We start from the raw sequence: 16,103 nt of genomic DNA, 5'->3' as shown, positions 1-16,103 counted from the left end.
GGGTCAGGCCAGGACCAGCACCAGGTCGCCGCCCTCCACCGACTGGGTGCCACCGATCGCGATCCGCTCCACGGTGCCCGACACTGCTGCCGTGATCGAGGCCTCCATCTTCATGGCCTCGATCGTCGCGACGGTGTCCCCGGCGGCCACCTTGTCGCCGATGGCAACGCCGACCGTGACCACACCCTGGAAGGGTGCCGCCACGTGGCCCGGTGTCGCAGGGTCGGCCTTCTCGGCCACGGGGACGTCGGCGGCGACGTTGCGATCGCGCACGGAGACCGGCCGGATCTGGCCGTTGATCGTGCACATGACGCTGCGGTAGCCGCGCTCGTCCGGCTCGCTGATCGCCTGGAGGCCGATGAGCAGCTTCTTGCCCTCGGCGATGGTCACCTCGTGCTCCTCGCCGGCGCGCAGACCGTAGAGGTAGTCGATCGTGGGCAGCACCGAGGTGTCGCCGTACCTCGAGCGGGACTCGGCGAAGATCGCGGTCGGGCCGGGGAACAGCAGCTCGTTGAGGGTACGGCGCCGGTCGGTGTCGAGCGCGGTCATCTGCTCCTTGGTGAGGTGGGCGGCCGGAGCCTTCCACGTGCGCCCGGCGAGTGCCTTGGTGCGGAAGGGTTCGGGCCAGCCACCCGGCGGGTCACCCAGCTCTCCGTTGAGGAAGCCGATCACCGAATCGGGGATGTCGAACCGTCCCGGATCGGCCTCGAAGTCGGCCGGATCGGCGCCGACCGCGACGAGGTGCAAGGCCAGGTCACCGACCACCTTCGAGGACGGCGTCACCTTCACCACGTGCCCCAGGATCCGGTCGGCGGCGGCGTACATGTCCTCGATCTGCTCGAACTTCTCGCCCAGGCCAAGCGCGATGGCCTGCTGGCGCAGGTTGGAGAGCTGACCGCCGGGGATCTCGTGGGTGTAGACGCGCCCCGTGGGCGCGGGCAGCGCTGACTCGAAGGGTGCGTAGACCCGGCGGGTCGCCTCCCAGTAGGGCTCCAGAGCACAGACGGCCGCCAGGGACAGCCCCGTCTCGCGCGCGGAGTGATCCGTGCCGGCGACCAGGCCGGACAGGGCGGGCTGCGAGGTCGAGCCGGCCATCGCTGCGCAGGCGGCGTCCACGGCGTCCACTCCGGAGTCGATGGCGGCCAGCAGCGTCGCGAGCTGACCGCCCGGGGTGTCATGGGTGTGCAGGTGCACCGGCAGGTCGAACTCGGCACGCAGCGCCGTGACCAGCGTGCGCGCCGCCGGAGCACGCAGCAGGCCGGCCATGTCCTTGACCGCGAGCACGTGGGCGCCGGCCTCGACGATCCTCGACGCCAGCTCCAGGTAGTAGTCGAGGGTGTAGAGCCGCTCGGCCGGGTCGGACAGGTCGCCGGTGTAGCAGAGGGCGACCTCGGCCACGGTGGTGCCCGTCTCGCGGACGGCCTCGATGGCCGGCCGCATCTGCTCCACGTCGTTGAGGGCGTCGAAGATCCGGAACACGTCGATCCCGGTGGCGGCCGCCTCGGCGACGAAGGCGTTGGTGACCTCGGCCGGGTACGGCGTGTAGCCCACCGTGTTGCGTCCGCGCAGCAGCATCTGGAGACAGATGTTGGGCACGGACTGGCGCAGTTCGGCCAGCCGCTCCCACGGGTCCTCGGCCAGGAACCGGAGCGCCACGTCGTAGGTGGCCCCGCCCCATGCCTCCAGTGACCACAGCTGCGGCGTCGTCCGGGCGACGTGACCGGCGACCTCGAGCAGGTCGCGGGTGCGGACCCGGGTGGCCAGGAGGGACTGGTGCGCGTCACGGAACGTGGTGTCGGTGACCGCCACCTGGTTCTGCTCGCGCAGGAGGCGGGCGAACTCCACCGGGCCGACGTCCAGCAGCAGCTGGCGCGAGCCGGCCGGTGCGGGCACGTTGAGATCGACGTCCGGGAGCTTCGAGGACGGGGAGATCGACACCGGTGCCGGGCCGTGGGGCTGGTTGACGGTCACGTCGGCCAGGTAGGTCAGCAGCTTGCTGCCGCGGTCGCCGGACGCTCGGGCGGTGAGCAGTTGGGGGTGGGTCTCGATGAAGGAGGTGGTCAGGCGGCCGGCGACGAAGTCCGGGTCCTCGAGCACGGCCTGCAGGAACGCGATGTTGGTCGACACGCCCCGGATCCGGAACTCCGCGACCGCGCGGCGCGCCTTCTCCACGGCCTTGTCGAACGTGCGCCCGCGACAGGTGAGCTTCGCCAGCATCGAGTCGAAGTGGGCACTGACCTCGGCGCCGGTGTACGTCGTACCGCCGTCGATGCGCACTCCCGCCCCGCCGGGGGAGCGGTAGGCGGTGATGACCCCAGTGTCGGGCCGGAACCCGTTGGCCGGGTCCTCAGTCGTGATCCGGCACTGCAGGGCGGCACCGCGCAGCACGATCCCGTCCTGGGACAGTCCGAGGTCGGCGAGGGTCTCACCCGACGCGATCCGCATCTGGGACTGCACCAGGTCGACGTCGGTCACCTCCTCGGTGACGGTGTGCTCGACCTGGATGCGCGGGTTCATCTCGATGAACACGTAGTTGCCGTGCGGGTCGAGCAGGAACTCGACGGTGCCGGCGTTCTTGTAGCCGATCTCCCGGGCGAAACGGACGGCGTCGTCGCACATCCGTTGGCGCAGCTCGGGGTCCAGGTTCGGGGCCGGGGCGATCTCCACGACCTTCTGGTGACGGCGCTGGACCGAGCAGTCGCGCTCGAACAGGTGGATGACGTTGCCGGCGCCGTCGGCGAGGATCTGCACCTCGATGTGGCGGGGCTCGACGACCGCCTGCTCGATGAAGACGGTGGCGTCACCGAACGCCGCCTCGCCCTCCCGCATGCATATCTCCACCGCCTCCCGCAGCTGCGCCGGGTCGTCGACGCGGCGCATGCCACGACCGCCGCCACCGGCGACGGCCTTGACGAAGAGCGGGTAGGGCATGTCTGCCGCAGAGGCGACGAGCGCGTCGACGTCGGTGCCAGGCTCCACGCTGGCCAGGGTCGGTACGCCGGCGGCCTTGGCGGCCGCGATGGCACGCGCCTTGTTGCCGGTCAGGGTCAGGACGTCGGCGGTCGGCCCGATGAACGTGATGCCGGCGTTGGCACAGGCCTCGGCCAGGTCCGGGTTCTCGGAGAGGAAGCCGTAGCCGGGGTAGATCGCGTCCGCGCCCGCCTTCACCGCGACCTCGACGATCGCCTGCGGGTCGAGGTAGGCGCGCACCGGGTGGCCCCGCTCACCGATCTGGTAGGCCTCGTCGGCCTTCAGCCGGTGCTCGGACCAGCGGTCCTCGTAGGGGAACACCGCCACCGTCCGGGCGCCGATCTCGAACGCCGCACGAAAGGCCCGGATGGCGATCTCGCCCCGGTTGGCCACCAATACCTTGGAGAACATGGTCGGCAGGTTACCGACGTACGTGTTTCAGTGGGATGACGTGTCCGGTCCCCGGTCCTTCGCCCTTCCCGGCGCACGGGCCGCAGCGTCTGCTCAACCACGGGCGAGGGCCCGACCCGCCGCCCGCCCACTGAAGATGCACCCCCCGAGGAACGTGCCCTCGAGCGCGTTGTAGCCGTGCACCCCACCCCCGCCGAAGCCGGCCACCTCGCCGGCGGCGTACAGCCCCGGTACGGCGGTGCCGTTGGCGTCCAGCACCCGGGAGTCCAGGTCGGTCTGCAGGCCGCCGAGCGTCTTGCGGGTCAGGATGTTGAGCCGTACGGCGATCAGCGGACCATGCTCCGGGTCGAGGATCTTGTGCGGCTTGGCCACCCGCACCAGCTTGTCGGTGCGCGACTGTCGGGCATTGTTGACCGCCATCAGCTGGAGGTCCTTGGAGAAGCCGTTGTCGAGCTCGCGGTCACGGGCCACGATCTGCTGCTCGAGGGCGGCCAGGTCCAGTTGCGGGCCGCGGCCCTCGGCCAGCCTGTTCATGCCGGCGACGAGGTCGGGCAGGTTGTCGGCGACGACGAAGTCCTCGCCGTACTCCTTGAACTTCTCCACCGGCCCCGGCGCGCCCTTGGCCAGGCGGCTCTGAAGCAGGAACTTCAGGTCCTTGCCGGTGATGTCGGGATTCTGTTCGGAGCCGGAGAGGGCGAACTCCTTCTCGATGATCGACTGGGTCAGCACGAACCACGAGTAGTCGTGTCCGGTGGAAAGGATCTCCTTGAGGGTGCCGAGGCTGTCGAACCCCGGGAAGTTCGGCGCAGGCAGACGCCGTCCCGTGGCGTCGAACCACAGCGACGAGGGGCCCGGGATGATCCTGATGGCGTGGGTGGGCCAGATCGGGTCCCAGTTGTGGACGCCTTCGGTGTAGTGCCACATCCGGTCCTTGTTGACGATGCGTCCACCCGCGGCCTCGGTGATGGCCAACATCCGCCCGTCGACGTGTTCTGGGACCCCGGAGATGAGGTGCTTCGGGGCCGCGCCGAGCCGATCGGTCGGCCAGTTGCGGCGGATCAGGTCGAAGTTGTGTCCGATCCCTCCCGACGTCACGATCACGGCGGGGGCTCTCAGCTCGAACGCCTCGAGCACCTCGCGCGAGGACGAGACGCCCCGCTCCGAGGGATCCGGGGCGAGCACTGAACCGCGCACCCCCACGACGGCCCCGTCTTCCACCACCAGCTCGTCGACCCGGTGCCGGAAGCCGAACTCCACCAGGCCACGCCGCTCGCCGGCCAGGACGGGTTCCTCGAAGATGCGCACCACCTCGGGCCCCGTCCCCCAGGTGAGGTGGAAGCGCGGGACCGAGTTGCCGTGGCCGGTCGCGCTGCCGCTGCCGCGCTCGGCCCATCCGACCAGGGGCACGAACCTGAGGCCGAGGTTGCGCAGGTAGTCACGCTTCTCGCCGGCCGCGAACCGGACGTAGGCCTCGGCCCAGCGGCGGGGCCATACGTCCTCGTCGTCGAGGCGGTCGAACCCCGCCGAGCCGAGCCAGTCCTGCAGCGCCAGCTCGTAGGAGTCCTTGATCCCCATGCGCCGTTGCTCGGGGGAGTCGACGAGGAAGAGCCCGCCCAGCGACCAGAACGCCTGGCCACCGAGGTTGGCGCGGTTCTCCTGGTCGAGCACGAGCACCCGGCGACCGGCCCGGATGAGTTCGTGGGTGGCGACGAGACCGGCAAGGCCGGCCCCGACGACGATGACGTCAGGCTTCATCTTGTTCTCCTGGTGATGTCGCGGGTGAGGATCGTCTGTCGAGGAACTGGGAGACCAGGCCGGGGACCGCACGGTCGGTGAGCGCGACGGCCAGGCCTTCCGGGACGTCGAGGGCGGCGTACGACTGCTTGCCTCCGGCGGTGGTGGCCACGACCGTCGTGAGCCCGGCACGCCGCTGGAACAGCGAGGCCCGGAGGTTCCAGCCGATGATGCCCTCGGCCTCCAGGACGGCGTGGTGCTGGTTGATGCTCCCCGAACGCACGACCAGCCAGCCGTCGACCAGCGTGTGTCCGAGCGATCGCCAGCGGTCGAGGGCCAGCGCCAGGGCGAGCAGGGGTACGGCGGCAGCCAGGACCAGGAACCATCGCGGCACCTCGAGGAACACGATCAGCCCGATCAGCACGCCGCTCACCCCGAGCGCCGGGACCAGTGCCCGGGTGAAGCGACGGGTGCGAGCTCTGGGTCCGTGACCCACCAGCGGCGCCGCGACCGGCGAGGTGCGGCCCAGGATCTCCGCGGTCACGGAGGTCACCACTGAGGAGGGCGCGGGCGGCACGAGAACGGCGCTGGTCTGCTCGTGGTCGAGCCCGGTGACGATCGCGGACAGTCGGCGGGCTCCGGCCAGGCGCAGACCCAAGGGGGCGCCGATCGAGACGCCGCGCACCCTGTCGACGTCGATGCTGGTCTCCCGGGTGGTGATCAGGCCGCGCCGCAGGTGCCAGGCGCCGGCCCGGTTGCTGAGGACGAACCCCCCGTTGGTGACCAGGTAGCCCAGCACCGACAGGGCCGAGACCAGGATGGCGAAGCCGACCACGGCCAGCGGCGCGATCAGCCACCACGGTTGCCCTTCGCCCACCATGGGTGCCTCGTCGACCCGGTCCCACAGGTCGAGGCTGTTGAGGATCTGACTTCCGACACCGAACAGGCCGGCCGCGATCACCAGGCCAGCGGAGGTGAGAGGCGCGTACACCAGCCAGCGGGGCGAGAACCGCACCACCACGCGCTCGGCGGGGACCTCGATCTCGTCGACCGGGGAGGCTCCGACCCGGTGCAGCAGCTCCTCACGCAGCTCGCGCGCCCGGGCCAGCGGCAGGCCGTCGAGGTCCAGCTGCTCGTCGCCGGAGGTGGCCGCGGTGCCGGTGCCGATCCGCACGGTGGTGAGACCGAGCAGTCGGTGGATGGGTGAGGAGGTGAGGTCGACCGTGCGGACCCGGTCCAGCGGCGTGGACAGCACATGGGTGTTGAGCAGGCCGCGGCGCAGCTCCACGCGTCCAGCACTGATCCGGAAGCGGGTCGTGAGATAGCGCAGCAGCCCCAGGCCGATCGGGATCGCGATGCCGAAGTACTCCCACGGCTGTTCGCCGCCGGAGGCGGTGCCGGCCAGGAAGAGCCCGATGATGACCGGCAGGAAGCGGAAGAGCTCCTTGATGGGGTGCACCAACAGCATCCGGGGATCGAGCCGCTGCCAGTCCGCGTCGTGGGCGATCTCGCTCACGTCGCGTCGCCCTCCACCGTGTCGGCCTGGCGGGTGAGCTCGTCGACCAGGGCGCGTGCCCGCTGCTTGTCGAGCCCGGCGATCTCCAACGCCCCCGCCGCCGACGCGGTGGTCACGGTGACGCTGGCGAGGCCGAAGATCCGACTGATGGCACCCTCGGCGTAGTCCACCGTCTGGATCCGGGACATGGGCGCGATCCGTCGCTCGATCGTCAGCCAGCCGGTCTGGGTGTAGACCGCCGTCGCGGTGGCCTCCCAGCGGTGCACGGCGTAGCGCCAGGTCGGCATCACGACGACGTACGCCGCGAGCACGACCCCGGCGACCACGGGCATCCACCATCGCAGGTCGAACCAGCCCCACCACAGCGTCGCGGCCAGCAGCGCCGCCAGGAGGGCGACGGACTCGAGCAGCGCGGAGATCCGCCACATCAATCGGGCACGGGGGCTGACGCGCTGACTGGGCTCGCGCAGTCGAGGACTATCCACGCCCTGACCCTATGCGGCCGGGCTCAGTCCTTGAGCTCGCAGATGACTGCGCCGTTGGTGACGGTGGCGCCGACTTCGGCGTCGAGGCCGGTGACGGTGCCGGCCTTGTGGGCTTTGAGGGGCTGTTCCATCTTCATGGCTTCGAGGACCACGATGACCTCGCCCTCGGTGACGGACTGTCCTTCGGTGACCGCGACCTTGACGATGGTGCCCTGCATGGGTGAGGTGACGGCGTCGCCGGAGGCGGCGGCCCCGGACTTCTTGCCGGCGGCGCGTTTGAGCTTCTTCGCACCGCTGGTCGGGCCGTTGGTGGCCAGGCCCCCGATGCCGGCAGGCAGGACGACCTCGAGGCGTCTGCCGCCGACCTCGACGGTGACGCGTTGCCGTTCGCCCTCCTCGCCGGCTTCGGCGACGTCCCCGCCGTACGGCGTGATCTGGTTGTCGAAGTCGGTCTCGATCCAGGTGGTGTAGACGGTGAACTCTCCGTGCCCGCTGGGGGTGGAGGCGCCGACGTAGGCCGGGTCGTCGACCACCGCGGCGTGGAAGGGGATCACGGTGGGCATGCCGTCGACGCGGAACTCTGCCAGTGCTCGTCGGGAGCGTTCCAGGGCCTGGGTGCGGTCGCGGCCGGTGATGATGAGCTTGGCGATCAGGGAGTCGAACGATCCGGGGATGGTCTCGCCGTTCTCGTAGCCGCCGTCGACCCGGACCCCGGGTCCCTGCGGGGGGCTCCACTCGGTGAGGGTGCCGGGGGCGGGCATGAAGTTGCGGCCGCCGTCCTCGGCGTTGATGCGGAACTCGATGGAGTGGCCTCGGATCTCGGGGTCGTCGTAGCCGAGTTCCTCGCCGGCCGCGATCCGGAACATCTCGCGGACCAGGTCGATCCCGGTGACCTCCTCGGAGACGCAGTGCTCGACCTGCAGGCGGGTGTTGACCTCGAGGAAGGAGATCGTGCCGTCCTTGGCGACCAGGAACTCACAGGTGCCGGCGCCCACGTAGGCGGCTTCGCGCAGGATGGCCTTGGACGACTCGTACAGGCGGGTGCGCTGGTCGTCGGTGAGGAACGGGGCCGGTGCCTCCTCGACCAGCTTCTGGTGGCGTCGTTGCAGCGAGCAGTCCCGGGTCGAGACGACCACGACGTTGCCGTGCTGGTCGGCCAGGCACTGGGTCTCGACGTGGCGGGGTCGGTCCAGGAACTTCTCCACCAGGCACTCGCCGCGACCGAACGCCGTGACCGCCTCGCGGACCGCGGACTCGTAGGCCTCAGGGATCTCCTCCAGGGTGCGCGCGACCTTCAGGCCGCGACCGCCGCCACCGAAGACGGCCTTGATCGCCACCGGGAGTCCGTTGGCCTTCGCGAACTCGACGACCTCGTCGGCGTCCTTGACCGGGTCCTTCGTGCCCGGAGCCAGGGGGGCGTTGGCCCGCTGGGCGATGTGCTTGGCCTTCGCCTTGTCACCGAGTGCCTCGATCGCGGCGGGCGGCGGTCCGATCCAGGTCAGTCCCGCATCCAGCACGGCCTGGGCGAAGGAGGCGTTCTCGGCGAGGAACCCGTAGCCGGGGTGCACCGAGTCCGCGCCGGTCCTCTCGGCGATCGCGATGATCTTCGCGATGTCGAGGTAGGAGTCGGCGGGCGTCGCGCCGCCGAGGGAGTGGGCCTCGTCGGCCAGCCGCACGAACAGTGCGTCTCGGTCCGGATCGGCGTACACCGCGACCGACGCGATCCCGGCGTCCTTGCAGGCCCGCACCACCCGGACAGCGATCTCGCCACGGTTGGCGATCAGGACCTTGCGCAACGGAGTGATCTGGGCCACCGGTATTGACTCCTCGTCCTGGGTGCTGTCGTCCGTCTCGCAGGTTATCGCCCCGTGGCAGCGAACTTCCGGGTCGGGGGGAGTGACACGGGTCACGTCCCGGTCCGGGTCTTGGCCGTCGCCGGGGGCGTTGTGCGCTGCGGCGTCACGGCGTACACAGGAGTCATGAAGATCGCAGTTCTTGGCACCGGCGCCGTCGGGCGCGCCCTGTCCGGCCGACTCGCGGACCTGGGCCACCAGGTCACCGTCGGCACCCGCGACCCGGCCGCCACCGGTGCGGTCCCCGAGTACGCCGCGTGGGCGGACACTCATCCCTCCGTGGGCCTGGCCGCCTTCTCCGATGCAGCCTCCGAGGCTGAGCTGGTCGTCAACGCCACCAGTGGTGCCGTCTCGTTGGAGGTGTTGCGCCAGGCGGGGGCCGAGCACCTGGCCGGCAAGGTGCTGCTCGACGTCAGCAACCCGCTCGACTTCTCCGGTGGCTTCCCGCCGACCCTGTCGGTGTCCAACACCGACTCGATCGGCGAGCAGATTCAGCGGGCGTTTCCTCAGGCGCGGGTGGTCAAGTCGCTGAACACCATGAACAACTCGGTGATGATCGACCCCGGTTCGCTGGGGGAGAGCACCAGTGTCTTCCTGTCGGGCGATGACGACCTGGCCAAGGTCGTCGTGCGCGAACTGTTGGGCGCCTTCGGTCACGACGACGTCATCGACCTCGGCGACATCACGACCTCGCGCGGGGTCGAGATGCTCCTTGCTCTGTGGGTACGCCTGATGGGGCCGCTCGGCACAGCGACCTTCAACTTCAAGGTCGTGCGCTGAGCGGCCCCACCGTTCAGGTGTCGCCGGGGATCAGCCCCCCGGCTGGAGCACTCCGTTGACCTTCAGCTCGTAGCGCGCATACTGCGTGATGCTCTCGCTGGGGTCGTCCATCATCACGACAGCGGCGACCGTGGTGATCCGCTTGCCGTGCGTCGCGTGCCTGTGCCCATGCCCGTGCCACGGGGACCAGGGCAGGCGACCGATCGAGGCACGGTAGCCGTTTCCGATGGGCATCCGCTTGATGTACGAGCGCCCCTGGGCGTCGTAGCCCACCAGCCGCACGAAGTAGCCGGGGACGTCCACCGGGTTGACCTGGGTGATCGTCTGCCAGCCGTCGAGCGAGGAGCTCGACAGTGCCGTGCCGGCAACATCGATGTTGCGCACCCAGAAGCCGCCCTCGTCGACCCCGGAGTCGGTGATGTAGCGGAACCCGATCAGCACGCTCTGCCCGGCGTAGGCCGAGAGGTCTGCGTGCTGCGTCTTCCACGTGCCGGAGTCGCCGGTGAGGCCCGGCAGGTTGTCGACCACACCCGGGATGGCACCCGGGTCGTGGTCGGTGGTGGTGTCCTCGGAGGCCAGGGAGGTCCAGGTGTTGCCACCATCGGTGGAGACCTGCGCGAACGCGGCGTCCCAACCTTCCTCGGTGTCCCAGAGGGCGTCATAGCTGAGCTGTCCACCACCGGCCGGCACGTCGACGGCCTGGACGATGGAGCGGTCCAGGTTGCTGCCGCATCCGCTGTAGAGCGCGACCGCACCGGTGCCCGCGGGCACCGAGGCGCACGAGGTGTCCGCCGTGGTTGCGTCCGGAGGCGTCTGCGACACCGTGAACTCGACCGGCTCGGGGTCGAGCGATCGGGCGCCGGTGAACCGGATGGACTTGATCTGGTCGGCGCTCAGGTAGCGACCGCGACCATCACGCAGGCGCACGTAGTCCGAACCGTTCGGCGGGGCGCCCGGCGTGGCGTAGGCCTGCTCGGTGTCCCAGTTGATCTTGGAGCTGAGCGTGTTGGCGTTGAACCACTTGTAGGGTCCGCCGACCAGCTTGTGGCTCCGGTCGAGCGCGCCGTCGATCGCCATCATCGAGGCCCAGTCGTGGATGCTGTCCATCGCGGACTTGCTGGACCCGAACTGGTCGAGCACCGCGTCGAGTCCCTCGATGCCGTTGGCGTCCTCACGGTGCAGGGCGCTCATGAACCCTTCGCCGTACTTCGCGAAGAGGTACTGCATGAAGGAGTACGCCGCGCCGTAGTCGCACAGGATCTCGGGCCCACCCTGGTCCTGCCAGTTGGTCAATGAGTTCTCCGGACCGCCGTAGTTCTCACCCAGGAAGCCGGTGAAGCAGCTGATGTGGGAGTCGGCAGCTGCCTCGTCCGGCGGGATCGTGGTGTCGACGTAGCCGACGAGGCTCTGGGCGTAGTCAGACAGGCCCTCGTTGACCCACGACGCCTCGTCGGGGTCCTCGTAGCTCTCCAGCAGGTGCTGGTACTCGTGGGCGAAGGTGCCCTCGTAGAGCCGCGGACGCGGTGCGCCGAAGGGACGGGTCTGGCCCAGGGCGGCCGCACAGTCGATGTAGGCCTGGTCGGCCGTGTCGTCCGGGGGGTTGGCGCCGGTGCGGTGCAGCCAGTCGAAGGCGTCGATGGTCATCACGTTGCGGTTCACGTAGTCGTTGAACAACGAGTAGAAGAACCCGGCGATGTAGGTCTGGCCGTCGTCCGAGGCAGGCTCGTAGAAGTTGGAGTCGCGCACGTTGTCGACCAGCACCACGATGTCGTCAGCCTGGTCGGCCGACACCTGGTAGTAGTCAGCCGGCTCGCCGAGGATGTCGGCCAGCGGCGCGTCGGTGCCGTCGAGGCTCGGCGGCACGGAGAACGACTCGGACTCGGCCGGGTAGATGTTGTTGTCGAACTCCGACACGAAGCCGTTCACCTGGTCGTCGGTGATGTCGGTCGAGCCGAGGTCGTTGCGGCAGTCACCGTCGGGGAACTGGCGGTCGTCGGCCACCCACACCTGGATGTGGTCGCCGATCCCGCGCAACACGTAGTCCTTGACGTAGATGCCGCCCGTGGCGTCGTTCAGGGCCAGCCATGTCTTGGTGTCTCCGACGCCGGCATCGGCCGCGGCAGCCGTGGCGTTCTGGCGGCGCAGGGCGGCGCGGACCGAGGACTTGTCCAGCGGCAACGACTTGCCCTGGTTGTAGTTCGGTTCGACCGGCGCGAGGTCGGTGCCGTCGGCACCGGCCGGGGTCGGGGCCGCTTTTGCGGTCCCGGGTTGAGCTGTGGCCAGACTGGCCGGTGATGCCAGAGCGGCCGCCAGGGCGATCGCGGTTGCGACCCCCAACGTCCGTAACTGTGTGGTTCGACGCATTCCGTGCACTCCCTGTCTCCATGGATGTCGGGCTCGGGGGCAGCAGATCATGCGGTACCCGAGTCCTTAGCCCCTGCATACAACCACGACCCGGGGACGGTGACAACGGTTAGCGGTTGTTAACCGACCGGGCTAGCATGGCGTCCATGACCTATGAACTGTCGGCCGAGCACGAGAGCTTTCGCCGGATCGTGCGTGAATTCGCCGAAGCCGAGATCGCACCGCATGCAGCCGCGTGGGACCGCGAGCACCACTTCCCCGTCGACGTCGTCCGCGCCATGGGCGACCTGGGGCTGTTTGGCCTCACCGCTCCCGAGGAGTACGGCGGCGCCGGGCTCGGTGGGGAGGACGGGGCCTTCACCTCGCTGTGCCTGGCCATCGAGGAGATCGGACGGGTCGACCAGTCGATGGGGATCACCCTCGAGGCCGCCGTCGGGCTCGGCATCAACCCGATCCTCACCTTCGGGACCCCGGAACAGCGTGAGACCTGGCTGCCCGACCTGGTGAGCGGTGAGCGGCTGGCCGGTTTCGGTCTGACCGAGCCCGGCGCCGGTTCGGACGCCGGCGCGACCCGCACCAAGGCCGAACTCGTCGAGGGTCAGTGGGTGCTCAACGGGGCCAAGCAGTTCATCACCAACTCGGGCTCCGAGATCACCTCCGTGGTGACCGTGACCGCGCGGACCGGGGTCTCCACGACCGCCTCCGGTCAGGAGCGGGCCGAGATATCGACCATCATCGTGCCGTCGGGCACCGCCGGCTTCGTGGCCGAGCCGGCCTACGACAAGCTCGGGTGGCACGCCTCGGACACCCACCCGCTCAGCCTCGTCGACGTGCACGTGCCTGAGGGCAACCTGCTGGGGGAGCGTGGGCGCGGCTTCGCCCAGTTCCTGGCCACGCTCGACGACGGTCGGGTCGCGATCGCGGCTCTGGCCGTCGGGTGCATCCAGGCCTGTGTCGACATGTCCGTGCAGTACGCCGGTGAGCGCCAGACCTTCGGCGGGCCCATCGGGCGCAAGCAGGGGGTGGCCTTCCAGATCGCGGACCTTGAGGTCATGCTCCACGCCTCGAGGCTGCTCACCTACCGTGCGGCGGCCATGAAGGACTCCATGGACCGTCCCGGCGGAGCCAGCATGAAGGCGTTCAAGCAGGCGGCCTCCGTGGCCAAGCTCTACGCCACCGAGTCGGCCGTGACGGCCACCCGGATCGCCACCCAGGTGTTCGGTGGCTACGGCTTCATGGAGGAGTATCCGGTCACCCGCTTCTACCGCGACGCCAAGGTGCTGGAGATCGGTGAGGGCACCTCGGAGGTGCAGCGGATGCTCATCGCGCGAGGACTGGGGCTCCCGGTCGAGTGAGCCTGGGGTGCTGCCTGCCCCGAATGCGGCCCGGGAACCGTTAGTTTGGGTCCCATGGACCAGCGGTGGCGCCGACGCCTCGACGAGGTCGCCCGCTTCCTTGCCGTCGGAGGGGTGGCGACGCTGGTGGCGCTCTTCCTGTTCAACCTGCTGGTCCATGGCAACTGGGCGGTGAGTGACCCGCCCCTGAGCGACCACGCCCTGCTGGCCTACGTGCTCGCCAACTCGGTCGGCATGGTGATCAGCTATCGGGGCAGTCGGCACTGGGCGTTCAAGCACCGCGAGACCACCTACGCCGACGGCGGCCGCACGGCGTACGTCCTGATCAACCTGCTCACCATGGCGCTGCCGGTGAGTTGCCTGTGGTTCAGTCGCGACGTGCTCGGCCTCGACGATCCGTGGGCCGACAACCTGTCGGCCAACGTCATCGGGCTGTCGTTCGGGATGGTGGCGCGGTTCTACCTGTTCCGCACGGTGGTCTTCAGCCAGCCGCGGCTGCCGCAGCCGGGCGTCGGCGCGATCATGACACCACCTCCAACGCCTCCCCGAACGCACACACCGTGAGCTGAGCCAGCGTGCCGGCCTCGGCGACGTGCTCGGGGGCGCGGATCGCGATCATCACATTCAGCAACATGCCGTGTGCCACGAAGTCGCGGACCTCCTCGTCACCGGCTCCGGTGCGCTTGAGGATCTCGAAGATGTCGGCCATGCCGACACGGGCGCGGGCGCCGATCTCTGGTACGCCGGCCGCCGAGAACCCGTGCATCATCACCAGGAGGAAGTCGCGGTCGGCGAGCAGGCCGGTGTAGGCCATCCCCATCCGCTCCCAGTCGGCTTCGCTCTCGGGGTCGAACGGCCCCTCGGCCAGGACCTGTTCGAAGGCTTCGCCGATGCGGTCGGTAGCCATCGTGAAGACCTCGAGGAACAGGTCGAGCTTGGTGCCGAAGATGCGCACGACGTAGGGCTGTGAGACGCCGGCCTCGCGAGCGACGGCGTCGGTGCTAGTGCCGGCGTACCCACTGCGGGCGAAGGCGCGCATCGCGGCAGCGAGGACGAGCTCGCGGCGGTCCTCGCCGCTCAGGCGGGTGGTGGTCGGGGACTTCCTGGGGGACATGGTTGACAGATTATCACTTGATTACTTACGGTGTTGGACACAAGTAATCATTCAATGCCTTCTTGGATCGGATTCCCTCATGACCACTTCAGTCACCGCGCCGGCGGCTCCGGCCAGTCCCCCGCCGGCCGAGCCGGGTCGAGCCCGACGGCTGCCCCTGTGGGTCGCGATCGTGGCCACGTCACTGCCGATGTTCATGGCCACGCTGGACAACCTGGTGCTGACCAGCGCCCTCCCGGTCATCCAGGTCGACCTCGGCTCCTCGGTCGATCAGCTGGCGTGGTTCCTCAACGCCTACACCCTGACCTTCGCGACCTTCATGCTGCCCGCGGCCACCCTGGGCGACCGGATCGGTCGCAAGCGGGTGATGCTCGCCGGGATCACGCTCTTCACCATTGCCTCGATCGCCTCCGCGCTCAGCACCTCCTCGGAGGCTCTGATCGTCGCCCGGGCGTTCCAGGGCCTGGGTGCGGCTGCCGTCATGCCCCTGTCCCTCACCCTGCTCGCTGCGGCCGTCCCGCCCGCCATGCGGGCTGCGGCCATCGGCATCTGGGGCGGGGTCTCCGGTCTCGGCGTCGCGCTCGGCCCGGTGATCGGCGGCGCCGTGGTCGAGGGGGTGAACTGGCAGGCCATCTTCTGGCTCAACGTGCCGGTCGCGCTCGTCGCCATCCCGTTGCTCCACCTCGCGGTGGACGAGTCGCGCGGCACGTGGCAGAAGCTGGACGTGCGCGGCACCCTGCTGCTCGGCGGTGCGGTGTTCCTCGGCATCTGGGGGATCGTGCACGGCAACGACGACGGTTGGTCCTCCCCGGTGGTGCTGGGCTCGCTGGTCATCGCGACCCTGCTCCTGCCGGCCTACGTGCTGCACGCCCGTCGCCGGACGTACGCCGTACTGCCGCTGCGGCTGTTCGCCAGTCGCGGCTTCTCCAGCGCCAATGCGATCGGCCTCTTCTTCACGCTGGGGATGTTCGGCGCCGTGTTCCTGCTGGCGCAGTACCTGCAGATCGTGCAGGGCTACAGTCCCCTCGAGGCCGGCATCCGGACCCTTCCCTGGACGGCCGCCCCCATGGTCGTGGCCCCCTTGGCCGGTGCGTTCGCCTCCCGGACCGGGCTGCGGTCCCTCCTGCTGGCGGGTCTGTTGCTGCAGGCCGGTGCACTCGTCTGGTTGGCAACGCTGGCCGAGAACCTGTCGTCGTACTCCTCGTTCGTTCCGGCGCTCGCCATGGCCGGGATCGGGATGGGGCTGACCTTCGCACCCAATGCGACGGCCACCCTCGATGGACTTCCGGAGAGCGACTTCGCGGTCGCGAGCTCGGCCAACTCCACCATCCGCGAGTTCGGAGTGGCCCTGGGGATCGCGGTCCTGGTGGCGGTCTTCGAGGGCAACGGCGGGCAGCTCACCCCGACCGGCTACACCGACGCGATCGGTCCGGCTCTGCTCACCGGAGCGGGCGCGGTGGCCATCGCCGTGGTCGCAGCGCTCTTCGCCCCGGGGCGCAAGCGCTGAGGCGCCCCGGCCCC

Annotated in this window: 11 protein-coding genes; 4 read left to right on the top strand and 7 right to left on the bottom strand. The window is 69.6% G+C overall.

Annotation, left to right across the window (positions count from 1 at the left end):
* Positions 1 to 3: 3 nt before the first annotated feature.
* From AB7I40_RS11540 to AB7I40_RS11520, 5 genes are all read right to left on the bottom strand, one after another.
* Positions 4 to 3,381, bottom strand: coding sequence for a pyruvate carboxylase (locus AB7I40_RS11540; RefSeq protein WP_428345959.1), 3,378 nt, complete (start codon positions 3,379 to 3,381; stop codon positions 4 to 6).
* A gap of 93 nt (positions 3,382 to 3,474) precedes the next feature.
* On the bottom strand, positions 3,475 to 5,136 hold the full coding sequence (locus AB7I40_RS11535) for an FAD-binding dehydrogenase (protein WP_428345960.1): 1,662 nt from the start codon (positions 5,134 to 5,136) through the stop codon (positions 3,475 to 3,477).
* Entirely contained in the window at positions 5,126 to 6,631 is a 1,506-nt protein-coding gene (locus tag AB7I40_RS11530; protein ID WP_428345961.1) for a PH domain-containing protein, read from the bottom strand. The genes AB7I40_RS11535 and AB7I40_RS11530 overlap by 11 nt, the downstream gene beginning before the upstream one ends.
* Positions 6,628 to 7,116 (bottom strand): PH domain-containing protein, encoded by a 489-nt coding sequence (locus tag AB7I40_RS11525; protein WP_428345962.1) that lies wholly within the window; start codon positions 7,114 to 7,116, stop codon positions 6,628 to 6,630. Before AB7I40_RS11525 ends, AB7I40_RS11530 begins: the two co-directional genes overlap by 4 nt.
* Positions 7,117 to 7,139: 23 nt before the next feature.
* Positions 7,140 to 8,930 carry an acetyl/propionyl/methylcrotonyl-CoA carboxylase subunit alpha gene (locus AB7I40_RS11520; protein ID WP_428345963.1) on the bottom strand — a complete coding sequence of 597 codons (1,791 nt, stop codon included), beginning with the start codon at positions 8,928 to 8,930 and terminating at the stop codon, positions 7,140 to 7,142.
* A gap of 165 nt (positions 8,931 to 9,095) precedes the next feature.
* Between AB7I40_RS11520 and AB7I40_RS11515 the strand changes: the two genes are divergently transcribed.
* Entirely contained in the window at positions 9,096 to 9,749 is a 654-nt protein-coding gene (locus AB7I40_RS11515; RefSeq protein ID WP_428345964.1) for an NADPH-dependent F420 reductase, read from the top strand.
* A 30-nt stretch (positions 9,750 to 9,779) separates the two neighbouring features.
* On the opposite strand, the gene AB7I40_RS11510 is transcribed toward AB7I40_RS11515, so the two are convergent.
* Entirely contained in the window at positions 9,780 to 12,086 is a 2,307-nt protein-coding gene (locus AB7I40_RS11510) for a peptidase M6 (RefSeq protein WP_428345965.1), read from the bottom strand.
* Positions 12,087 to 12,259: 173 nt separating this feature from the next.
* On the opposite strand from AB7I40_RS11510, the gene AB7I40_RS11505 reads away from it, so the two are divergent.
* Both AB7I40_RS11505 and AB7I40_RS11500 read left to right on the top strand, forming a co-directional pair.
* Positions 12,260 to 13,468: an acyl-CoA dehydrogenase family protein gene (locus AB7I40_RS11505; RefSeq protein ID WP_428345966.1), complete on the top strand. Its 1,209-nt coding sequence runs from the start codon at positions 12,260 to 12,262 to the stop codon at positions 13,466 to 13,468.
* A gap of 54 nt (positions 13,469 to 13,522) precedes the next feature.
* A complete protein-coding gene (locus AB7I40_RS11500; protein ID WP_428345967.1) occupies positions 13,523 to 14,032 on the top strand; it encodes a GtrA family protein in 510 nt (169 codons plus the stop codon).
* On the opposite strand, the gene AB7I40_RS11495 is transcribed toward AB7I40_RS11500, so the two are convergent.
* Positions 13,989 to 14,582 carry a TetR/AcrR family transcriptional regulator gene (locus AB7I40_RS11495; RefSeq protein ID WP_428345968.1) on the bottom strand — a complete coding sequence of 198 codons (594 nt, stop codon included), beginning with the start codon at positions 14,580 to 14,582 and terminating at the stop codon, positions 13,989 to 13,991. The genes AB7I40_RS11500 and AB7I40_RS11495 overlap by 44 nt on opposite strands.
* 79 nt (positions 14,583 to 14,661) lie before the next feature.
* On the opposite strand from AB7I40_RS11495, the gene AB7I40_RS11490 reads away from it, so the two are divergent.
* Positions 14,662 to 16,089, top strand: coding sequence for an MFS transporter (locus AB7I40_RS11490; protein WP_428345969.1), 1,428 nt, complete (start codon positions 14,662 to 14,664; stop codon positions 16,087 to 16,089).
* The last annotated feature ends 14 nt before the right edge of the window (positions 16,090 to 16,103 follow it).

It is taken from the genome of Nocardioides sp. (genome assembly GCF_050246775.1).
Lineage (GTDB): Bacteria > Actinomycetota > Actinomycetes > Propionibacteriales > Nocardioidaceae > Nocardioides.
This window is presented reverse-complemented; position numbering and strand designations above follow the sequence as displayed.